Origin of the sequence: Sediminicola arcticus (assembly GCF_040566695.1) — a bacterium.
Lineage (GTDB): Bacteria > Bacteroidota > Bacteroidia > Flavobacteriales > Flavobacteriaceae > Sediminicola > Sediminicola arcticus.
This window is the reverse complement of the sequence record NZ_JBEXAE010000003.1, coordinates 481547-505060: the sequence shown is the minus strand read 5'-3', so window position 1 is coordinate 505060 and position 23514 is coordinate 481547. Positions and strand designations below refer to the sequence as shown.

Here is a 23514-nt window from a genome sequence, read left to right as displayed (position 1 = left end):
TTTGAATTTTGCTTATTTGCTCAATTTAGCTTCTTTTAAGATTCCCAATTCTAACATGCAGTTTTTCATGGTCTTATATGTTCTGTGGATATCATTGTCCAAGCCAATAGAAAAACGGATCAATCCATTGGATAAGCCCATTTCTTCTTGTTCTTCCATTGGTATCTCGGAAGAAGTAGATGTTCCTGGGGCACTGAACAAGGTTTTGTAAAAACCAAGACTCACCGCTAAATAACCCAAATTCTTTTTTTGCATCAATTCCATAAGAGCGTTTGCATTATCTAAAGAACCAACGTCCAACGTTAAGATCCCTCCAAAACCATACTCCTCCGTCATTTGATCTTTCATTACCTGGTAACTAGGATGTGATTTCAATCCCGGGTAAACTACTCTCAATCCGTCTTCAGTAAAATTCTCAGCCAAATAGATAGCATTTTCGCTATGTTTTTTCATGCGGATATGAAGGGTTCTCATGTTTTTTAAGATAGAAGCTGCCCTTAGGCTATCCAAAGTACTTCCCAATAGCATAGCAGCACCATTGTTCACATCTTTAAGACTAAGGCAAAAATCTGTAGTACCACATACAACACCAGCTACACAGTCACTACTGCCATTTATGAACTTGGTTAAACTGTGTATCACGATATCTGCACCTAATTTAGCAGGAGCAATGGAAAGTGGAGAAAAGGTATTGTCCACGATAAGTGGAAGATTGTATTTTTTTGCAAGTTTGGAAAGCGCTTTGATATCGGCTATTTCCAACAAAGGGTTACTCACTGCTTCACAGTAAATCATTTTTGTTTTGGGGGTAATGGCTGCCTCAACCAAAGCTAAATTGGTAATATCTACAAAAGAAGTTCCAATTTTAAACTTTTTAAGGAAGTTCTTCATAAAGGCATAGGTGCCTCCATAAATAGTCCTGCTACTAACGATATGATCTTCCGAATCGCAGAGTTGAAGAATAACAGCTGTAATAGCGCCCATACCGCTGGCAGTTACATTGGCAGATTCCGTACCCTCTAAAGCGGCCAAAGCCTCGCCTAAATATAAATTGGATGGGGTAGAGTGTCTGCTGTACAAATAACATCCTTCCGTATTTCCCTCAAAGGTGTCAAACATGGTCTTGGCTGACAGGAATGTGTAGGTTGAAGAGTCCGAAATAGAGGGGTTTACCCCTCCAAATTCGCCAAAATATTGCAAATCTTGTACACTGTCTGAAGCTTTGTAATCCATATAAATTTATTTTTATAGTTTAAAAGTAAGAAATACTAGTTTTGTTGTCAATGTTTATTAGTTTTATTAGAAAATAAACCTATATAATTACTATCTAGTAGATTTTAATGTTACTAATTATTGATTAGCGTACGTAATAATGAATAAGAATCGGAATGAAATTTGACGAAATTGATGTGAGATTATTGGGGCTTTTGCAAGAGGACAGTAAAAAGACCACCAAAGAGTATGCAAACCAATTGAATCTATCTGTTACGGCAGTTTATGAGCGCATAAAGCGTTTGGAAAAGACAGGGTGTATTACAAAGTATGTAGCCTTGGTAGACAAGAAAAAAGTAAATAAATCCTTTGTGGTCCTCTGTCATGTGAAATTGGCACAACACACCAAAGAGTTTGTGACCCTGTTCGAAAGGGAAGTCCTTAAGCTTCAAGAGGTGGTGGAGTGCTATCACATCAGTGGGGATTATGATTATATTTTAAAAATACATGTCAGTGATATGGAGGCCTACAGAGACTTCATGGTAGCGAAGTTAACGGCCATCAACCATATAGGAAGTACTCAGAGCTCTTTTGTGATCACAGAGGTTAAACATACCACCGCAATTCCTATGTAGTAACCCCTAAAAAATAGAACTTTGGAAGCTTCAAGGTTTCTAAATCAGAAATTAATACTAATTTTGTGATGTTTTAAAAATTAAGAATATTTATGAGTTCATACGACGTGGCCATTATTGGTTCAGGCCCAGGAGGATATGTTGCAGCTATACGTTGCGCACAATTAGGAATGAAAACAGCAATTATAGAAAAGTATTCTACTTTGGGTGGTACTTGTCTTAATGTAGGTTGTATACCTTCTAAGGCCTTGTTAGATTCATCCCATCACTATGAAGATGCCGTAAAGCACTTTGAGGAGCATGGTATTGAGATACCTGGGGAGATAAAAGTGAACTTGGAGAAAATGATTTCTAGAAAACAATCCGTCGTGGATCAGACCACCAAAGGGATACAGTTTTTGATGGATAAAAATAAAATCGATGTTTTTGAAGGAATGGGGAGCTTTAAAGATGCTACCCATATCAATATAAAAAAGAACGACGGTAAGTCCGACACCATAGAGGCTAAGAACATAATTATTGCCACTGGATCCAAACCTTCAACTTTGCCATTTATTAAAGTGGATAAGGAAAGGGTGATTACCTCTACAGAAGCATTAAAACTAAAAGAGATTCCGAAGCACATGATTATCATTGGCGGTGGTGTTATTGGTCTAGAATTGGGGCAGGTGTATAAAAGATTAGGTGCTGAAGTAACCGTTGTGGAATTCATGGACCGTATTATTCCGGGTATGGACGGAGCACTTTCCAAAGAACTGACCAAGGTTCTTAAAAAGCAGAAAATGAAGATCAACACGTCTCATAAAGTAAAATCTGTTGAAAGGAAAGGTGACGAAGTAATTGTTAAAGCCGATGATAAAAAAGGAGAAGAAGTAACCTTTACGGCCGATTATTGTTTGGTTGCCGTAGGTCGTAGCCCATATACTGCTGGTTTGAATGTAGAAGCAGCAGGAGTAAAATTGGACGAAAGAGGTAGAGTAGCCGTGAATGATCATTTACAGACTAATGTTTCAAATATATATGCTATAGGAGATGTGGTTAAAGGTGCTATGTTGGCGCACAAAGCTGAAGAGGAAGGAACATTAGTTGCTGAAATTTTAGCCGGACAAAAACCACACATCGATTATAATTTAATTCCAGGTGTTGTATATACATGGCCAGAAGTGGCTGCTGTAGGAAAAACGGAAGAGGAGTTAAAAGAAGCTGGTATTGAATTTAAAGTGGGTCAATTTCCAATGAGAGCTTTAGGTCGTGCTAGAGCGAGTATGGACATAGACGGATTTGTCAAAATTCTTGCAGACAAGAAAACAGATGAAGTATTGGGAGTACATATGATAGGTGCTCGCGTTGCAGATCTAATTGCTGAAGCGGTCACTGCTATGGAATTTAGAGCCTCTGCCGAAGATATCTCAAGAATGAGCCATGCGCATCCAACCTATGCGGAGGCTGTGAAAGAAGCTGCCTTGGCCGCCACGGGGGACAGGGCCTTGCATATTTAAAACACACCTGATTAAATAAAAAAATCCCATCAAGAAAAACTTGATGGGATTTTTTTATTAGTTGTTATGTGATCCGTCACAATAGGGCGGATTGTTGGTCTGTTTACAAGTACAGAGATATGCTTTTTTATCTTCCTCTACGGCAAAACCTAAAGAAGGGGTTGCATTATGTGCTCGGTGTGAACCATCGCAAAAGGGTTGGTTGCTACTATGACTGCAGGTACACCAGGCATATTTTTTATCTTTTTCTAATGCTACGGCTATTGGCGCGTAAACTTTCTTTTCGCTCATAATTATTTTTTAGAGCATAAAAGTAATGGAAAGAGAACCAGTGAAAAATAGAGAGGCTTAATTTTTAACCAATCTAAATAGCTTGATGATGGTCACCTTTACCTTAAATAAAGTGTCCTTGATCAATCTATAAGAGAATGTAATCCATGGGTCTGCATTCGCTGTGAATTGTTGCGCCAATTCCCATGCTTTTGATTTTATGACCACCTTATTGTCTTCGTATTTTAAAGCGCTGTAAACACAAGCAATCATAAAGAATAAGGCTCCTGGAATTACAATATACGGAGATAAGGAGTGGTGTAAAAAGGCGTAAAAACCTAAGCCAGTTAAACTGCCGTATAAAATCACAAAATGCGACATATATATAGATAGGGTACTAGAACCAATTTTTAGTACCGTACTGTTCAACATAAACCTTCTTAAGGTCATAAATACTCCAAAAACAACAAGGACGTTTCCTAGTCTAATAAAAAGATAGTTATTCTTGAAGAGCTCCGCGAACAATTGTAGGCCTGTGGTCTGTGCTAAATAGTTGACAAAAATTGAAGAATAAAGGATAAGACCAAAGCCAGTGGTAAATGCTGTTGTGATGGCAACAGGATATAAGTATCTGCTATCTTTAAATCTGGTAAAAATTAAGGAAAGGAAAGCACCAAAGGTGGCATACCCGAACCAAGGGAAAATGGTAAATACAGAACCATTAGCTTTTGTAAAATAATTCGCCAACATATCTGGTAAGTAAATGTGATCCATAAACTTATACTGTGGTTCCAAAACAAATAGAATAATTGTAGTGGAAAACAGTATCAATGGAAGTACAAATTTCTTTTTGGTACTGGAAAACAAATAAATCCCAATGATTCCTAAAATGGATAATCCAATACAATGCAAAACATCTACCAGATAGAAAGTACTATAAATTTCGCCTTTCAGTAGTCCAAATAGATTTAACCTAAGGATGTATCCAAATAACAACAATTGAAGCCCTCTTCTGATTCCTTTTTTAACCCTAGGGTTTTCAAATCCTTGTTGATCTCCTCTTACCAATAAATAGGTAAAGATAAAACCAGAAACTGTAAAGAAGACTGGTGCAGTTATACCCCTGAAATACTGCCAAATAGAAAAAGCCAAATTGGAATTGTCTCGGTAAGCGTTATCTAAAAGTCCATCAACAAAATGGCCTTGCAACATCATTAAAATAGCCCAAGCGCGCATGGCATCGACGAAGTATAAGCGGTACTTATTGTCTTTCATTTAAATCACGAGTATCAATTACCCTATATACTTGTTTAACAGGGTGTTTGGATGTTTCCGACTGCAAAACTAGATAAAATACTCGCACGTTTGCCTATTTTAGGGTATTTTTGTAAAAAAAAAATCTATGGCAACCATTTTGGCATTTGCGGGAAGTAATTCTTCTAGTTCCATAAACTTTAAATTGGTAAAATACACAGCAGATTTAATTAGAGAAAAGAAGGTAAAACTAAAGGACCTTTCCGGTTTCCCGCTGCCTATGTACAGTGACGATTCGGAGAATGAAAATGGTTATCCTGATGAAGTTGTCGGTTTCCAAAAAGATATTAAAGAAGCAGAAGGATTGATCATTTCTGTTAATGAACACAACGGCGCACCATCTGCTTATTTCAAGAATTTAATGGATTGGTTATCCCGTGTTGATAAGCGATTTTTGGAAGACAAAAAAATCTTTCTGATGTCTACCTCCCCCGGGAAAAGAGGTGCTATCTCCTCGTTGACTTATGTAAAGGATACACTTCCTAGATTTGGAGGCGAAATAATGAATACTTTTTCTTTGCCTTCCTTCAATGATAATTTTGCTGATGAAAAGGGAATTTTGGATGCGGCATTGAAAAAAGCCCACCAAGAGACCTTAGAAGGTTTTTTAAAAACATTATAACAGACTCTTGCGTACAGAAGTCAATTTTAAAGTTGCCGATATCCCTAAATTTAAAGAGGCCTTATTAAAATGGGCCCAGCAGTTCTATGAGATAGTATGGTTAGATAGTAATGAGCATAGTGGAGCCTACAGTTCCTTTGATGGGCTTTTAGCCGCAGATGCACTTACTTCTATGGTTACAGACCAACACAACGCCTTTGAGGAACTAAAAACATATCAAAGTGGGAGTGGGGATTGGCTTTTCGGTTACTTGTCTTACGACCTAAAAAATGATGTGGAGCAACTTTCATCATCTAATTTTGATGGCCTTGGCTTTGCCGATATACATTTTTTCCAACCTAAACGCATTATACGAATTCAAGGAGAGCAAATTAATTTTTGTTACCTGAATATGGTGGCTGATGAGATACAGGAAGATTTCAGTGCCATAACAAATCAAATTCACTTCGAAGAATTCGAATCGTCCATTGAGGCAACCATTCGCATAAAATTGCGAATTTTTAAGGATGACTATTTCAACAGAGTTAAGCAATTATTGGAGCGTATACACAGGGGCGATATTTATGAAGCTAACTTTTGTCAAGAATTTTATGCAGAAGATACAAATATTAATCCCTTGCGGACCTTTAAAAAACTGAATGCCATTTCCAAGCCTCCGTTCGCAGTCTTCTTAAAATTTAATGAAAGTTACGCGCTTTCAGCATCGCCTGAGCGCTATTTAAAAAAGCAGGGGACTAAAATTATTTCTCAACCCATTAAGGGCACAGCAAAGCGGTCTTTCGATATAGAGGAGGATGAGAAGTTGAAACTATATCTAGAGAAGGATCCAAAAGAAAGGGCTGAAAATATAATGATCGTTGACCTTGTGCGTAATGACCTATCTAAAAGTGCTCTAAAAGGGAGTGTGATTGTTGAAGAACTATGCAAAGTCTACTCCTTTGAACAAGTCCATCAAATGATTTCCACAATTTCTTCTAGAGTGGATGAGGATAGAAATCCAGTGGAAATCATTAAGGAAACCTTTCCAATGGGCAGCATGACAGGAGCTCCAAAAGTTTCTGCCATGAAAATTATAGAGGAATTGGAGGCTACCAAAAGAGGACTTTATAGTGGCGCTGTGGGTTATTTTACACCAGAAGGAGATTTTGATTTTAATGTGATTATCAGAAGCATTCTCTACAATGCCTCAAAAAAATACGTTTCCTTCTCTGTTGGCAGTGCCATTACTGCAAAGGCATCTCCTGAAATGGAGTACGAAGAGTGCCTATTAAAGGCCAAGGCCATGAGAATGGTTCTGGAAGGCTAGTGTTAGTTGGTGACAATTTCAAATTATTTGTTTATTTTTAATTCACGACCAAACAAAAATGCACCAACAATACAAGCTACCTTTTAAAAAATATAGTATTTCCATTATGTTTACCCAACCCAAAGAAATCTTGGGAGTGGTTGTAGTATGCCATGGTTTTGGTGAGCATTATGGGAGATATGTGCAAGATGTGATTCCTCAGTTAGAAGATTTGGGACTTGCCGTGGTGGCCTATGATAATATAGGTCACGGACAATCTTCGGGAAAACGAGGTCATTGCCCCAATTATAGCACCTTATTGGATCTTTTGGATGTAGTCATTGAAAGGGTAGAATCACGCTATCTAGACAAACCTTTATTCTTATACGGCCATAGCATGGGTGGAAATTTGGTTTTAAATTACGCCTTAAGAAGAACGCATCATATTCGTGGCATAATAGCAACAAGTCCTTATCTCCGTTTGGCATTTTCCCCTCAAAAATGGAAAATGATCTTGGGAAAGGTCATGCTCAAAATATACCCATCCATAACACTATCATCGGGGTTAGATCCAATGGGTATTTCACGAATTCCAGAAGAAGTAGAGAACTATAAAAATGATCCTTTGGTGCACGATAAAGTAAGTCCTATGTTTTCATTCCCAGTCATGGAGGCAGGGGAATGGGCTATTAAGAACAGTAATTTACTAAAGGTAAATACCTTATTGTTACATGGAACTGTGGATCCAATAATAGATTATAAGGGGACCGAAGCCTTTCACCAAAATGCGAGTACTACCACACTAAAACTCATGGTAGGGGGCTACCATGAGCTACATAAAGATATATGCCGTAATGAAATGTTGGAGTATATCAATAATTGGTTGGCGCAGCAACTTTGAGTACATTTATGGCGTGTTAGAAGAATTCAAAAATCATATTAACTCCTCTTTTTTCCACTTGTTGGAAGGGAGGTTTTTATTGGCCTGTAGTGGAGGGCTCGATAGCGTGGTACTTGCCCACCTGTGCCATAGTGCTGGTTTAAATTTTGCAATGGCCCATTGTAATTTTCAACTTAGGGGAGATGCAAGTGATAGGGACGAAACTTTTGTGAAACAACTAGCTAAGAAATTTAATAAAGAGGAACATGTAATTAGCTTTAATACAGCAGATTACATGAGTAAAAATAAAGTTTCTCTTCAAGTAGCAGCGCGTGAGCTTCGCTATGATTGGTTTTATGCTTTAATGGAACAAAAAGGATGGAAGACTTTGGTTACGGCTCACCACGCCGATGATGATTTAGAAACGTTTCTTATCAATCTATCTAGGGGTACAGGTATTGATGGACTTACTGGAATTCCAGAAAAAACAGAAAGTATTTCAAGACCTTTATTGAAATATTCACGGGAGCAGATAGCCGCATATGCCAAGGAAAAAGGATTAGAGTGGCGAGAGGATAGCTCTAATTTGGAGACCAAATACCTCAGGAATAAGATTAGACATCAAATTGTTCCTCTCTTGAAGGAGTTGCATCCTACTTTTCTTTCGAATTTTAATCAGACGCAACATTTTTTAAGACAGTCATCAGGGATTGCAGAGGACTATGTTGAACAATTGAAAAGAAAACTTTTTATCAAGGAAACGGATGTTATCAAGATCTCGATCTCAGAATTATTAAAATTGAATCCCATAGAGGGCTATTTATATGCTCTTTTCCATGACTATGGTTTTGTTGAATGGAATGACGTACAGTCTTTAATGACAGCAATGGGGGGTAAGGAAGTACGTTCCAAAACCTATAGGCTTTTGAAGCATAGGGAATATTTACTTTTAGAGGAAATTTCAATTCCTTTAGGATTGGAATATGAGATACAGGAAGAGGAAAAAAAAATAGAGGAACCTATAAAAATGTCTTTAGCTATTGTTGATAGCATTGAAGAGACAGGTAATACCATACTTTATGTAGATAAAGAAACGTTAAAGTATCCTTTGATGGTAAGAAAATGGAGAAAAGGAGACTATTTTTATCCCTTCGGCATGCGCGGAAGTAAAAAAGTGTCTAAGTATTTTAAAGATGTAAAAATGGACCAGATTTCCAAGGAAAAACAATGGTTATTGTGTTCCAAGGATAACATCGTTTGGATCATGGGAAAGAGGGGAGATGAACGATTTAAAGTAACTAAAGGCACTAAAAAGATATTAAAAATTAGCATACAAGAATGAAGAATTTTATTTCTGGGATACTAGTAGTACTTGCACTTACATCTGTTTTTGCTCAAACGGAGGATAACCCAGTAGTCTGGTCCTACGAGGTGAATAAGATTTCAGATACAGAATATGACTTGGTGATAAAAGGGGATATTCTTGACGGATGGCATATATACTCCCAATTTACTCCCGAAGGCGGATCACAGCCAAGTGAATTTACTTTTGAGCAAGCAGGAGAGTTCTATGAATTGGTAGGGGAAGCAAAGGAAGGAAAAACAGTTAGAGAATACAGTGAGATATTTGAAGTAGATGAAATTTTCTTCAAAAATAAAGCCCTTTTTACCCAAAAAATCAAACTGATAGATCCCGGTGTAGACCAATTAGAAATTTCCTTATTCTATCAAATTTGTAAAGAAGTATGCATTCCCAAGGATGAAGTTTTTAATATTTCCTTGAGCGGTAAGAAGGTGATGGTAAATGAAAAAGCGGTAGACGAACGAAGTCAAGCCCTTAGTGAGGCACTGATATTGGACCTTAAGAATGAGCATTTATTGAACGGGGATGCCGACATCGTCGATATAGGAAGCAGTCTATGGATGATTTTTGGACTTGGATTTCTGGGAGGGTTAATAGCTTTATTAACGCCATGTGTTTTCCCGATGATCCCATTAACGGTTTCTTTTTTTACCAAACAATCACAACCAAAAGCAAGGGGTATCACTAATGCCATGTTGTATGGTTTTTTTATTGTTCTCATCTATTTCTTATTGAGTTTACCCTTTCATTTGTTTGATTCGGTAGATTCGCAGATTCTGAACACCATAGCTACCAATGTTTGGTTAAACCTATTTTTCTTTTTGATTTTTATTTTCTTTTCGTTCTCTTTTTTTGGGTATTACGAATTGACGCTACCCAGTTCTTGGGCCAATAAAATGGATTCTGCCTCCTCTAAAGTAGGGGGTGGTTTTGGTATCTTTTTTATGGCCGTTACCTTGGCCATTGTTTCCTTTTCTTGCACGGGACCCATCCTTGGAGGATTATTGGGAAGTACGGCTCTAGCTGATGGTGATGTGGCCACAAATTTAACCGTCGGAATGTTAGGTTTTGGTGTAGCCTTGGCCTTACCTTTTGCTCTTTTTGCCTTATTTCCTGCATGGTTAAATTCTCTTCCTAAATCTGGAGGTTGGATGACCACTGTAAAAGTGGTACTTGGATTTTTAGAGTTAGCACTAGCCTTTAAGTTCCTATCAAATGCCGATTTAGTTGGGAACTGGGGAATTTTTAAAAGGGAAATATTTTTAGGAATATGGATATTATTATTTTTATTGATGACCTTATACCTTTTTGGGATATTTCGTTTTCCGCATGATGGTTCAAAACAAAAAATATCTAAAACAAGATTGGGTATTGCCATTTTGAGCGGCGCATTTTCCCTTTATTTAATGTTAGGATTGGCAAAAGTGACCGATCTAAAACTTTTGAGTGGTTTCCCCCCTCCTGAGTTTTATAGTGTTTTTGAACAAGAGAGCGATTGTCCTTTGGGGATTGATTGTTTTAAAGATTTTGATGAGGGGTTGGCTTATGCCAAACAAGTAAATAAGCCTATTTTATTGGATTTTACGGGTTGGGCCTGTGTCAACTGTCGAAAGATGGAGGAAACCGTATGGAGTGAGCCCAATATTTATCCATTATTAAAAGAGGATTATGTTTTGATTTCCCTATATATAGATGATCGAAAACCGTTACCAGAACAGGGGCAGTTTGATTTTAAATATGAATCAGGAAGGGTAAAGACCATTAAAACAGTTGGAGAGAAATGGGGAACTTTCCAAACTTTGAATTTTAATGCTGCTTCCCAGCCTTATTATGTTTTGCTTTCACCTAATTTGGAAGTTCTTAATTCTTCCATTCAATATACAGATAAGGAAACCTATTTAACTTGGTTGAAAACCGGTTTAGAAAACTATAGGTCCCTAGCATCAGATAATCCCTTTAACCAAACTAAAGCTCTCAACTAATGAAAAAACATCTAATTCTTCTTTTTGCCATGTTTCTGGCTATTTCCTGTAGAAATGTAAAAGTCCTTGAAAAAGAGATGCCAGGGGACGCCAAAACATCCTCGGTAGAAACCTATGTAGCAAAGGAACATTATACCAAAAAGGAAGTGACTATTACCATGCGTGATGGTATTAAATTACATACCACTATTTATTCCCCAAAAGACACTTCAAAAAAATATCCGATCCTTTTTCAACGTACCCCATATAGCTGTAAGCCCTATGGTGCAGATGAGTATAAGGCGCAAATTGGTCCCAACATGAAAATGATGATGGAAGGCAATATTGTGGTTTATCAAGATGTTAGGGGAAGATGGAACAGTGAGGGCGTATATGATAATATGAGAGCCTTTATTCCAAATAAAAAGGAAGGAGAGATAGATGAAGCTTCTGACACATACGATTCCATAGATTGGTTGGTGAAAAATGTTGCCAATACTAATGGAAATGTTGGGATATGGGGTATTTCTTATCCTGGTTTTTATTCCACCTATGCGTTATTAGATGCCCACCCTGCCTTAAAGGCGGTATCGCCCCAGGCACCTATAGGTGACTTTTATTTTGATGATTTCCACCACAATGGTGCTTATCTTTTGAGTTATTGGAGAGCAACTTCGGTATTTGGTTATATCAAGGATACGCCCACCAAGGAAGAATGGTATACCTATCCGGATATTGGAACCCAAGACCAGTACCAATTCTTTTTGGATAATGGCCCACTTTCTAATTTGGACAAATATTATAAGGAGGACAACGTATTTTGGCAGCAATTGAAAGAGCATCCAGACTATGATGAATTTTGGCAGAAGAGAGGAATTATCCAGCATTTGGAAAATATAAAACCTGCAGTTATGGTTGTTGGAGGATGGTTTGATGCGGAGGACCTTTATGGACCGTTGACGACGTATAGTACCATTGAAAAGCAAAACTCTAATTACAATACTATTGTAATGGGACCATGGAGTCATGGGGATTGGGCTAGGAATGATAAAAGGCAAGCTATTGGGAATGTTTATTTTGGGGATGATATTTCCAAATTCTTTCAAGAAAATATAGAAAGTAAATTTTTCAATTATTTTTTAAAAGGTGAAGGTGAACAAGGAAGTGAACTTCCTGAGGCCTATGTGTTTGATACTGGTACCAAGGATTGGAAACAGTTTGATGCTTGGCCACCAAAAAGCACCAAGAAAGAAACGTATTACTTGCAATCAAACCAAAGCTTGGAAAAAAATGCAATTAGTGGCACTATGGCTGAGGAGTTCATTAGTGATCCAAAAAAGCCGGTGCCCTATTCCGAGGATATTAAGGTAGTTTTTACGCCAAGGAAGTATATGACAGATGACCAACGCTTTGCCGCTCGCAGGCCCGATGTGTTGGTTTTTGAAACCGATGCTTTACAAAATCCGATAACGTTGGCCGGAGATATTATGGCAAAATTGAAAGTAGCCACTACGGGCACAGATGCCGATTGGGTGGTTAAGTTGATTGATGTATATCCAGCAGACCATCCAGATTACGAAGAAACGCAAGAGTATTTAAAAATGAGCAATTACCACCAAATGGTTCGCAGTGAAGTGCTTAGAGGACGTTATAGAAACGATTTTTCCAAGCCAGAAGCTTTTGTACCCAATAAGGAAACAGCCGTAAATATAAAGCTTCAGGATGTAATGCATACTTTTAAAAAAGGGCACAAAATCCAAATCCAGATCCAAAGCACCTGGTTTCCTTATATCGACATTAACCCACAGACGTTTGTGAAAAATATATTTTATGCCAAGCCAGAAGATTTCAAGAAACAGACGCACAAGGTGTTCAATAGTTCCCAGATAGAATTTACTGTTTTGGAGTAGTATCTTCCATTAATCAAAATAGAAAGGTTGCCCATTGGCAGCCTTTTTTATTTCCTAAAAATAAGGCTATCTTTCATTCTAAAAATAGGAAGTGAACAGAACTAAAAAAACTATAGGAATTATCTTCTTAGTATTGGGGGTAATGGCTTTAGCCTTGGTGATTTTTATCCAAAATCTAAAACCAGATTACAAAGGAAAAAAGGAGCTTAACGGTATATCTGAATCGGTCTCTGTATATTTTGACACCTATGGTATTCCGCATATTTACGCCTCCAATGAATTAGATGCCATCAGGTCTTTAGGATATGTACATGCTCAAGATCGTTTGTGGCAAATGGAACTTTTAAGAAGGATTGGGAGTGGTGGATTATCGGAGGTTTTTGGTGAAGATTTGGTAGGGACAGACAAGTTTTTCCTCTCCTTAGGCATAGATGATGCCTCTGCAGAGTCGGTTATATCATTAGATACTAACTCTAAAGTGTATCAATTGGCAGAAGCCTATTTGGATGGCGTAAACCAGTTTATAGAAAAAGGGCAGACCCCTATAGAATTTTACCTTACCGGACTCCAAAAAAAACCCTTCCAAATTAAGGATGTTTATAATACAGTAGGATATATGGCCTTTAGTTTTGCCATGGCTCATAAGACAGACCCATTGTTGACCAATATTAAAGACAAGTTAGGAATGCCTTATCTGGTTGATTTGGAGGTTGGGGTAGATGCCAATACAGAATGGATAAAAAACTATAAGAGAAAGACCTCGGATTCTATTCAGAACAGGGTGGTTACCTTGCTAGAAAATTCACTAAAGGATTTACCATTTCCGCAGTTTATAGGAAGTAATAGTTGGGTAATAGCACCTGAAAAGACCAAAAATAACAAGGTGATTTTAGCTAATGACCCCCACATTGGGTTTGCGCAACCTTCCGTTTGGTATGAGGCGCACTTAAGCACACCCACCTACGAGAAATATGGGTACCACATGGCTGGCATACCATTTCCACTTTTGGGACATGACAGAAAGTTGGCCTACGGGCTTACTATGTTCGAAAATGACGATGTAGACTTTTATTATGAAGAAACCAATCCTTTGGACAGTACTTTATATAAAACAAAAGAAGGATGGGAAAAGTATCAGGTTTTCAATAAGACCATCAAGGTTAAGGACGGGAAGGACGTTTCCTTTACCTTTAAAAAAACAAAACATGGACCAATTTTAAATGGAATTGCGGATCAAGTTAAGGGGCAGCGTCCCATTGCCATGTCTTGGATATATACCAAAGTTGAAAATAAGGTGATGGATGCTGTGTACGGGATGAGTCATTCAAAATCTTTAAACGAGTTTCAAGCTGCCTTACCCGATATTCATGCCCCAGGACTTAATATCATGTACGGAGATGCTGAAGGCAATGTGGCTTGGTGGGCTTCTGCAAAGCTATATGAGTTACCAGATACTACTAATACAAAATTTATCATGGATGGATCTTCTGGTAAACAGGAAATTTCTCATTATCTGGATTTTAAAGAAAATCCCCAAGCCATAAATCCTCCTTGGAACTATGTGTATTCGGCCAATAACCAACCAGATTCTATTGCAGGGATGCTATATCCAGGGTATTACCTGCCAGAGAATAGAGCCAAACGCATTGTACAGCTATTGGAACCAAAAAACGATTGGGATATGGCCGCCATCCAAAACATGCTGCTGGATGTAACTTCTTCAGTTGATACTGCTATTGCGCTAGATCTTATAGAGTCAATGGATATATCCCAATTATCCCAAGATAAGAGTACCCTACTGTCGTTATTGCGCCAATGGGATGGAAGTTATTCTCTTAAAATGGTGGAGGGAACAGTTTACAACAGATGGGTCTATTTCTTCCTTAAAAACGCTCTAGAAGACGAATTGGGAGAGGAGATGTTCCAGCAACTATTAGAAACCCATATGATAAAACGTAGTATAGCACCTTTGGCTGCCAAAACAACATCTGTTTGGTGGGATAATATACGAACTAAGGACCGTATAGAAACCAAAGAAGAAATTGTTAAACTTGCTTTTGAGGAAGCCATTACATCCTTGAAAGCTGATTTAGGAGTGGATACTACCCAATGGACATGGGACAAAGTACACACTTTGGAGCATGGTCATCCTATAGGAAAGGTAGCCTCTTTGCGCAGTTTTTTTAATGTAGGTCCTTTTTCCGTAATTGGGTCTAGAGAGGTTATCAATAATATGGAGTTCTCCTTTGATAACAGCGGGTTTTATAAGGTAAGTTCAGGACCATCAACCAGACGAATTATAGACTTTTCGGATATAGAAAATAGCATGAGTATTCTCCCAACGGGACAATCAGGTAACCCATTTAGTCCGCACTATGAGGATCAGGCAGAGATGTTCATTCATGGGGAATTCCGTAAAATGATGATGAATGAAGAAGACATTAAGAATACATCCAAAAATCTATTGATTTTTAAGGCCAAATAATTTTTGGCATAATTCTAAATATATTATGATTAGTTCATTTTTTATAGAAACCATAAAACTTTATTTGTATTTATAATATTTCGATTCCCCTTTTATTTTTGCTATTTTTAAACGGATTACCAACCCTATGAAAACCAATACAATAATTTATTTGTTATTGTTTACCATGATTTCTTTCAAATCAATGGTGGGCCAAATAACGCAAAAGGAACCTGACTTCTATAACTGGTTCGACGATAAAGTAAATAGATTTAATACCGGTCTTTTTAATGGGCTTGAATATATAGAACAATATAGGACCATTAATAATAGGTATAAATTTTTCAAGAGCAGTGAGTTCCAAACAGGATCAATAGTCTACGATGGTCAGTTTTATGATAAGGTGCTTTTAAAATATGACTTAAACACAGACGAACTTCTTTTTAATGTTGGGTATAACTATCCCTATCCAACTTTAATTTTATTTAAATCCAAAGTTAAAAGTTTTAAACTCGGTGAAAATGATTTTGTTCATATTGCCAGAAGTGAGGGTAGTAATCAAATGACTGGTTTTTATGAGCTCTTATTGGTCAGGGAACCTATAACACTCTTGAAAAAGAATAAAAAGAAACGCTTTAAAAGAATTAAAGGCAATACGGTGTATTTCGAGTTTGGTCACGAGGATGAATATTTCATAAAGTTCCAAGGAAAATACCATGAAATAAGAACTAAAAAAGACATCAATAGGTTATGGCCAGATAAGAAAGAATTTATTAATGACTATTTTAATCCGGTATTAAAAAAACACAATCAGGACACTTTTTGGTCTAGTTTCTTTTACAAATTGGCCGATACATTTATTTCCGAAAAAGTGAGAGAAGATCTATGATAAAATATATACAATTGCTCATTCTGCTTATAGGACTTCACGTTTTTGGGCAGGAAAAAGAAAAAGTATTTAATTTTGAATTTGAAAATAAGGATATCTTAGAACTGCTATTAGACATTGAAAAAGAAGCAGAAGTCACATTTTACTTTGATAAAAAATGGGTAGATGGAAAAAGTTACTCGGGTAATTTCACCAAAGCAACTCTTGTTCAAATTCTAGGAGAGGTTTTTGAGGATACAAATCTAAACATTTTCGTACTTAATGATTCCAAAATAATTCTGACCCAGAATAATATTATTTATAAAGATTTACCAGAAGGTTTCTTTGGGAAAAAACAAGTAGACTCCATCATTGAAAACACCAATCATACTAGAATTTCAAGTAATCCAGTATTCTCCAATATTGAGGCCTCTACTAAAAGTGCAATTACCAGAACAGTAAGAATTGGCAAAGAAAAATTAACAAATACTCGAAGTAACTATACCATAAGAGGCTATGCCAAAACTACAGAACAAGGTCAAGCAATCTCTAATTTATCTATTATAGTAAACGGAAAAAATTCTGGATCAGTCACAGATGATGATGGATATTATGAATTAGAAGTGCCAATGGGAATAAGTATTTTCAAAACAAGTTCTCTAGGTATAGAGCCAAGCACTACAAGAGTTATTGTTTTTAATGATGGTGAGTTGAATTTTAACCTAAACGAGAGCGTAGAATTTTTGGATGAGGTTATTGTCCAAGCCAATGCCGCCAAGAATGTTGAAGAAGCATTATCTGGTAGTACCGAGTTGGTGGTAGAGGAAACCAAGAATATTCCTTTGGTACTTGGCGAACGGGATGTATTAAAGGTGGCAACGACCCTACCTGGCATTTCCACAGCAGGTGAAGGCGCAGCAGGGTTTAATGTACGGGGCGGTAGTACGGATCAAAATCTTATTTTATTAGATAACGCCGTAATTTATAATCCTTCCCACTTTTTTGGTATTTTTCAGGCATTGAATCCTTTTACCACTAAAGATCTTAAGATTTTGAAAGGGGGTATACCGGCTGAATATGGTGGGCGTTTATCCTCTGTTTTTGATATTACTTCCAAAGATGCTAATACAGAAAAAATATCTGGAGAGATGGCTGTTGGCCCCGTAACATCTAACGTGACTTTGGAAATACCTGTGGTGAAAGGTAAATCCGGACTGATAGTAGGCGGAAGAGGCACCTATTCTGGATGGATATTAAGATCTTTAAAGGATGAATCACTTAATAATAGCAAAGCTTCCTTTTATGATGCTATTGCAAAGTATACCCATGTTATCAATGACAAAAATACGGTAAGAGCTATGGGTTATTATAGTAATGATGCCTTTAGTATTACATCAGATTCGGTATATGGCTATAATAATAGATTACTTTCCTTTCAATGGGACCATAAGTTCAATGAAAAAAATACGGGAAGTCTAATTTTGGCCAATAGCAATTATAAATTCAATATTGCTTATGAAGGAAATTCAGATAGCAATTTTAATTTAGGCTTTATTGTTGACGAAACGGAGGCCAAATTTAAATTTACCTATCTGCATAGTAATGCCCATAAATTTGATTACGGTCTTTCTGCAAAATTATATAACGTACAACCAGGTAATTTAGAGCCTAATGGAAGTGGTTCTATCGTAGATTCCAAAAATATACCTACTGAAAAAGCGGTAGAGGCAGCACTTTATGTATCGGATAACTTTAAAGTGAACGATAAACTATTAATTGATGTGGGTCTTAGATATTCCATGTTCGCAACGTTGGGACGCACAGAAGCGCGTATTTATGAGGAGAATATGCCAAAGAACGAGGAAACATTGGTAGAAACTGTTTCTTATGACAAAAATGAAGTTGTAGATACGTATGGCGGACCAGAAGTAAGGCTTTCTGCGCGGTATTTATTAAGTCCTAACCTCTCTTTAAAAGCCAGTTATAACAGTACCTATCAATATATTCATAGATTATCCAACACGACTACGATTAGCCCAATCGACACATGGAAACTATCTGATAATAATATAAAGCCCCAAAAAGGAAGACAAGTAGGGCTCGGTTTATATAAAAATTTGGAGGGTAATCAGTTTGAAATAAGTTTGGAAGGCTATTATAAGGAGGCCGATAATTTGTTGGATTTTAAAGTAGGTTCAGAGCTTTTACTGAATGAAACCATTGAAACGGAGACCCTACAAGGAGATGGCCAGGCATATGGAGTGGAATTTTTGATCCGTAAAAATTCGGGAAAACTTAATGGCTGGCTAGGGTATACCTATTCACGTTCCTTTTTAAAATTAGATAGTGAATTTGCAGAGGAACGCGTAAATAATGGGGAATTTTTCCCTACCAATTATGACAAGCCACATGACTTTAGTGCGGTTTTAAATTATAAGTTAACCAAAAGGTATAGTCTTTCGGCAAACTTGTCCTATCAGACGGGAAGACCTGTTACTTATCCCGTAGCACGCTATAATTTTAATAATTCAGAATATGTGGTCTATAGTAACCGTAATGAGTTTAGAATACCGGATTATTATAGATTGGACCTTGGGATTAACATAGAGGGCAACCATAAGCTTAAAAAATTAGCACATAGTTTTTGGAACATATCCGTATATAATGTGCTTGGGAGAAATAATCCGTATTCTGTTTTCTTTGTAACAGAAAACGGGGAATTAAAAGCCTTTCAAAGCTCTATATTTTCAATTCCAGTTCCAACAATCACTTATAATTTTAAGTTCTAATACAACATGTTAAAGTTGATAAAAATAATTAAATATGGTTTTTGCGGTGCTAGTTTACTTTTGTTACTAAACTGTATAGATCCGTTCGAAATTGAAGCCACGGAATTTAAAAGTGCTTTGGTAATAGAAGCGACCATTACAGATTGGGAAGAAACCCAACGAATTAAGGTTTCCCGAACGTTTCCATTGGACACCGATCTAATTACGGGAGTGAGTACTGCAACGGTATCGGTTTTTGATAGTAATGGCAGTTTTTATGGATTTAGTGAAACTTTCCCAGGTGAATATTGGTCCAACAGTCCATTTGCTGCGGTATCGGGGCTAACCTATACCCTAAAGGTGGAGACTTCGGATGGTAACATTTATACTTCGGAGGAGACATCGGTACCTGCCAAAACAACTATGGACAACTTGTATGCTGCAAGGGGTTTTAAGGATGGTGGTACAGAGGAAGGTATGTTCATTTATGTAGATAGCTTTGATCCCACCGGGCAATCCAAGTACTATCGTTATGAATATGAAGAAACATATAAAATAATTGCGCCCTTTTGGAGTGCAGAGGAAGCGTACATCGTTTCCCCTTTACCCAATCCGGAAGTGGCTACAAGAGCCAAGACAAGAGAGGAACGGGTTGCTTATAATACAAATCTCTCGAATACCATTATCCAAGAGAATACTACGGAATTTGGCGAAGATCGTGTCAATAAATTTCCAGTACGTTTTATTAATAGAGAAAATTATATACTATCGCACCGCTATAGTATTTTAGTAAGGCAATATGTGCAGAATAGAGCCGCATTTTCCTATTATGAAACCTTGGAAGCACTATCAGGTACAGAAAGTCTTTTTTCACAAAGACAATCTGGTTTTTTAGAGGGCAATATAAAATCCGATTTAAACCCTGAAGAAGAAGTAGTCGGTTTTTTTCAAGTAAGTACTGTTTCTGAAAAAAGAATATTCTTTAACTATACCGACTTTTTTCCAGGTGAAAATTTACCAAAATATCCTACTGATTGTTTTTTGGTGTCTCCCCCTATTATTACAGAGACGGGAGCCTCACCATTGCTAATAGCTATAGAATTGGAAACCCTTAAATATGTAGAAGATTACGATCAACAAACCAATCCCAACAACTTTAGTGAATATGGGCCATTCTTAATGGTACAGACCCCGTGTGGGGATAGTACGTTTTATGGCAGTAATTTGGTTCCTGATTTTTGGGAAGAATAAAAAGTAATGATATGGAGGGAAAGATAAAAGTAGTTCTTCTTATTTTAGTTCATTTTGCTATGCTGCAAATGAATTCACAAGGAACATCGGTCAAGGATTTGAACAACGGTCTAATGGTTCCAAATCAAGAACAGGTTTACCTACATGCCAATTCCAGTCTTGTTTTTGTGGGGGAATATCTGTATTACACGATTTACTGTTTAAAAAATAATACAGGCCAATTGAGCGATGTTAGTAAAATTGCTTATCTAAAATTGATAAACCAGGATAAGGAGGTTGTTTTAAACCATAAAATTGAATTAACGGATGGTATTGGGGATAGTAATTTTTTCATTCCGTCCACTATTCCTTCCGGTAACTATAAATTGATTGCGTATACGCAATGGATGCTCAATAATGGAAGGGAATATTTTTATAGTGAGGATATAACGATATTAAATCCGTATACCAGTGATCAAGCTATTTTTAGAAGCAAAAACAAGAACGACTCCGTTGTTTTTATGTCAAAAGTAAGAAGGAATAGCAGCCATACCTTTTTAGGTAATGCACCCCTTCAAATAGAATTAAATGAAACATTTTATGCGCCGCGAGAATCCATTTCAATAAAAATAACTTCTCGTACAATGGAAGGTTTAGGTAATTATTCAATTTCGGTCAGAAAAGTTGATGAATTGGAAGCCAAGGGCAAAACTTCTGCGGAAGAATATCAAAAGGTTTACCCTCAGAAGAATAACATCGATAAACTCATTTTACCAGAACAGAGAGGTGAACTTTTAATGGGGGAGCTAATAAACTCAGAGAATGATGTTCACCTTGAAAATAGGGCCATAGCAGTTTCATTTCCAGGAGAGGATTATCTTTTCAAGATAGTGACAACAGATAGAAAAGGGCAGTTTTTTATAAATGTAAATGAGGATTACAATGCGGAAGAGATATTTGTTCAGGTCTTATCCAATGATGTGGAAAAGTTTAGAATAGAGCTTAAACCGGAAGAAAAGTTAGACCTGGCTGATTTAAAATTTGAAGCGTTTACATTAGACAGGAACATGGATTCGATAATTAAAGAGCGAAGTATATACAATCAAATTGAGAATGCATACTATAGCAGTAAACCGGACACCATTTTAATAGGAAAACCCAATGAACGATTTTATGGCAATGGTACCATTGAATTTGTTCTAGATGAATATACCAGATTTCCATCAATTAAGGAAACCTTTTTGGAGGTTATAGAACATGTATGGATCCAACAAAACAAAGATGGAAAACAAGAATTTCATGTACGGCCTATAGCACCTTATGTAGAGTCGGGCAAATCACCTCTGGTATTTGTAGACGGTTTACTGATAGTAGATCATGAACGGCTTATAAATTTATCGGCCGCTAAGGTAAAGTCAATTAACATCTCTAGAAATCAACATTTTTACGGAACAATTACCTTTCAGGGTGTGGTAGATGTAACCACTTTTAAATCGGACTTTTTTAAAAATTATTTTGCCGATAATTTATTGTCCCACAAGCTTTTTAAGCCCAATGAAAGCAAGAATTATTACCATCAATCATATGAAGGCGAACTGAAGGATGATAATAAACGATTGCCAGATTTCAGATATCAATTAATTTGGTTGCCAAAGTTTAAAATGACAAAAAAGGAACAACATATAGAAATTTATAGTTCTGATATTCTGGGTGAATTTGAAATTTCACTTGAAGGTTTCACAAAATCTGGTATTCCCGTATCTTTAAGAAAGACCTTTTTTGTTAAATAATTGGAAGTAATGTCTCATTTAACTCCGTATAATAATCTACTCTTTCTTGCAGGCCTGTCGTATCGCCTGCACCTTCATATTTCACATTTCTCAGGAATTTAATAGTATTTACTTGTTGTTTTCTGTCTTCATTCCAATTCTTGAGTAATACGGCTTACCTCATTTGCTTTAATGGCCTGTTGTGATCGGAGAGTCGTCTATGTATTTTACGAAAGAGGTTGATCATAGAGAAAATGGTTGGTGCAGTATTCTCTTATATACTCAAGTATGTATGACGTATTTAACTAAATTTCAAACATGTTGAATATCAAAGTACTGAAAGGTATATAGTATCCTAAAAGGCATTAGTTTAGAATTGCGGATTATATAAAAGCGAATTGGACTTTATTTAAATGCTGTATGAATATTTACTATATTTAAAAAAAATACTATTCCCTATGTTGTTAAAGATTTATGGAAGTGCAGTCTTTGGGGTGGAGGCTATAACAATTACTGTTGAGGTAAATGTAGACAAGGACATAGGTTACAATGTTGGCCAAACGTTTGCCCTCCATATTACCGCCCATGACCCTGCACGAGGCATTGGAAACCACAAAAATTCATAGCTTAGTGGGTAAAATAAAGAATATGGGGTTGATGAATCAGCGTCCTTTTCGAAGTCCACACCATACTATTAGTGATGTTGCCCTTGTCAAAGGCGGAGCCTACCCACAGCCAGGCAAAATTCCATAAAAATAACGCTAGTGCGAGCAGCTTGTGCTGAACTTGTTTCAGTATGACGCTCGTACCGTCAAGTATGAGGGTTTAGTTTGATAGGCGGTCGCCAGCTACAAGCTATCGGGACTGGAGCTGTGCATGTTTGATCATAAAATACTCTTTCGAAATTTTGAAAGAGTATTGTTTGTACAGTTGGTAATTACATTTTAAACCCTGTAAACATCTGCCCTCCAATTTTTTATGAGCATTTTTATTTCTTTGTTCGTTAAGTTTTCTTTTAAAGCTTTTTCTACTAAGGGTAAAAACTCCTCATCACTCGCAAAACGTAGCGCTATAATTTGGGCTACTTTTAGTTCTTTAGGGAATAGTTTGCCTGTCATTACATAATACCTCAAATTTTCTTCAGCTTTTATGGCCCTGTCTTGTGCTTTTAAAGGAAAGCTACGTACAAACCATGCCATAATTAAAAATATAATAGCGATTAGCACTACTAAAGAAGCCAAATACAGGTTATCAATACTGGTACGAATAAGATTGGTTATAGCACCGATTAATAAAGCTAGTATCGCAATAAACAAGAGTCCATGAAACCCTTTTACAAGTTTACCATGATTTTTAAAATTCTGTTCTTCCATTTTTTTAGTTTGATTTAAAGATAATCTTATTAATTAGTACTTTTCTAATATAAAGAAAGCCAATCAAACTATCGAGTGGCTTTGTTATTAT

At 36.8% G+C, this 23514-nt stretch carries 18 protein-coding genes and 1 pseudogene; 15 read left to right on the top strand and 4 right to left on the bottom strand.

The window, feature by feature from the left end; all coding sequences use genetic code 11:
• Nucleotides 1-12: 12 nt before the first annotated feature.
• Nucleotides 13-1233 carry an aminotransferase class I/II-fold pyridoxal phosphate-dependent enzyme gene (locus tag ABXZ36_RS08960; protein ID WP_354615168.1) on the bottom strand — a complete coding sequence of 407 codons (1221 nt, stop codon included), beginning with the start codon at nt 1231-1233 and terminating at the stop codon, nt 13-15.
• 155 nt (nt 1234-1388) lie between these two features.
• Between ABXZ36_RS08960 and ABXZ36_RS08955 the strand changes: the two genes are divergently transcribed.
• Nucleotides 1389-1847, top strand: a complete 459-nt coding sequence (locus ABXZ36_RS08955) for an Lrp/AsnC family transcriptional regulator (protein ID WP_354615167.1) — start codon at nt 1389-1391, stop codon at nt 1845-1847.
• Between the two features lie 92 nt (nt 1848-1939).
• Nucleotides 1940-3346 carry a dihydrolipoyl dehydrogenase gene (gene lpdA / locus ABXZ36_RS08950; protein WP_354615166.1) on the top strand — a complete coding sequence of 469 codons (1407 nt, stop codon included), beginning with the start codon at nt 1940-1942 and terminating at the stop codon, nt 3344-3346.
• Between the two features lie 57 nt (nt 3347-3403).
• Here lpdA and ABXZ36_RS08945 read toward each other — a convergent pair whose 3' ends face one another.
• Nucleotides 3404-3637 carry a CDGSH iron-sulfur domain-containing protein gene (locus tag ABXZ36_RS08945; protein ID WP_354615165.1) on the bottom strand — a complete coding sequence of 78 codons (234 nt, stop codon included), beginning with the start codon at nt 3635-3637 and terminating at the stop codon, nt 3404-3406.
• Between the two features lie 57 nt (nt 3638-3694).
• The gene (locus ABXZ36_RS08940) at nt 3695-4891 is read right to left on the bottom strand and encodes a heparan-alpha-glucosaminide N-acetyltransferase domain-containing protein (RefSeq protein ID WP_354615164.1); all 1197 of its coding nucleotides are present in this window, start codon (nt 4889-4891) and stop codon (nt 3695-3697) included.
• 127 nt (nt 4892-5018) lie between these two features.
• Between ABXZ36_RS08940 and ABXZ36_RS08935 the strand changes: the two genes are divergently transcribed.
• The 13 genes and pseudogenes from ABXZ36_RS08935 to ABXZ36_RS08875 all read left to right on the top strand — a co-directional run.
• Nucleotides 5019-5552 carry an NADPH-dependent FMN reductase gene (locus ABXZ36_RS08935; RefSeq protein ID WP_354615163.1) on the top strand — a complete coding sequence of 178 codons (534 nt, stop codon included), beginning with the start codon at nt 5019-5021 and terminating at the stop codon, nt 5550-5552.
• Nucleotides 5553-5559: 7 nt separating this feature from the next.
• Complete coding sequence (locus ABXZ36_RS08930; protein ID WP_354615162.1) at nt 5560-6858, top strand: anthranilate synthase component I family protein; 1299 nt, start codon at nt 5560-5562, stop codon at nt 6856-6858.
• A gap of 58 nt (nt 6859-6916) precedes the next feature.
• On the top strand, nt 6917-7738 hold the full coding sequence (locus tag ABXZ36_RS08925; RefSeq protein WP_354615161.1) for an alpha/beta hydrolase: 822 nt from the start codon (nt 6917-6919) through the stop codon (nt 7736-7738).
• Complete coding sequence (gene tilS / locus ABXZ36_RS08920; RefSeq protein WP_354615160.1) at nt 7692-9059, top strand: tRNA lysidine(34) synthetase TilS; 1368 nt, start codon at nt 7692-7694, stop codon at nt 9057-9059. Before ABXZ36_RS08925 ends, tilS begins: the two co-directional genes overlap by 47 nt.
• Nucleotides 9056-11062, top strand: coding sequence for a protein-disulfide reductase DsbD family protein (locus ABXZ36_RS08915; RefSeq protein WP_354615159.1), 2007 nt, complete (start codon nt 9056-9058; stop codon nt 11060-11062). The genes tilS and ABXZ36_RS08915 overlap by 4 nt, the downstream gene beginning before the upstream one ends.
• Nucleotides 11062-12951 (top strand): CocE/NonD family hydrolase, encoded by a 1890-nt coding sequence (locus ABXZ36_RS08910; protein ID WP_354615158.1) that lies wholly within the window; start codon nt 11062-11064, stop codon nt 12949-12951. Before ABXZ36_RS08915 ends, ABXZ36_RS08910 begins: the two co-directional genes overlap by 1 nt.
• Before the next feature lie 91 nt (nt 12952-13042).
• Nucleotides 13043-15436 (top strand): penicillin acylase family protein, encoded by a 2394-nt coding sequence (locus ABXZ36_RS08905; protein WP_354615157.1) that lies wholly within the window; start codon nt 13043-13045, stop codon nt 15434-15436.
• Between the two features lie 127 nt (nt 15437-15563).
• The gene (locus ABXZ36_RS08900) at nt 15564-16304 is read left to right on the top strand and encodes a hypothetical protein (protein ID WP_354615156.1); all 741 of its coding nucleotides are present in this window, start codon (nt 15564-15566) and stop codon (nt 16302-16304) included.
• Nucleotides 16301-19072, top strand: a complete 2772-nt coding sequence (locus ABXZ36_RS08895; protein ID WP_354615155.1) for a TonB-dependent receptor — start codon at nt 16301-16303, stop codon at nt 19070-19072. The genes ABXZ36_RS08900 and ABXZ36_RS08895 overlap by 4 nt, the downstream gene beginning before the upstream one ends.
• Before the next feature lie 15 nt (nt 19073-19087).
• Nucleotides 19088-20302 (top strand): DUF4249 domain-containing protein, encoded by a 1215-nt coding sequence (locus ABXZ36_RS08890; RefSeq protein ID WP_354615154.1) that lies wholly within the window; start codon nt 19088-19090, stop codon nt 20300-20302.
• 11 nt (nt 20303-20313) lie between these two features.
• Nucleotides 20314-22071 carry a hypothetical protein gene (locus tag ABXZ36_RS08885; RefSeq protein ID WP_354615153.1) on the top strand — a complete coding sequence of 586 codons (1758 nt, stop codon included), beginning with the start codon at nt 20314-20316 and terminating at the stop codon, nt 22069-22071.
• Nucleotides 22072-22508: 437 nt separating this feature from the next.
• Complete coding sequence (locus tag ABXZ36_RS08880) at nt 22509-22676, top strand: hypothetical protein (RefSeq protein WP_354615152.1); 168 nt, start codon at nt 22509-22511, stop codon at nt 22674-22676.
• Nucleotides 22597-22797: pseudogene (locus tag ABXZ36_RS08875) on the top strand (ATP-binding protein); the annotation flags it as partial. The gene ABXZ36_RS08880 and the pseudogene ABXZ36_RS08875, both read left to right, overlap by 80 nt.
• A gap of 197 nt (nt 22798-22994) precedes the next feature.
• On the opposite strand, the gene ABXZ36_RS08870 reads toward ABXZ36_RS08875, so the two are convergent.
• Nucleotides 22995-23423: a DUF6526 family protein gene (locus ABXZ36_RS08870; protein ID WP_354615151.1), complete on the bottom strand. Its 429-nt coding sequence runs from the start codon at nt 23421-23423 to the stop codon at nt 22995-22997.
• Nucleotides 23424-23514 lie beyond the last annotated feature (91 nt).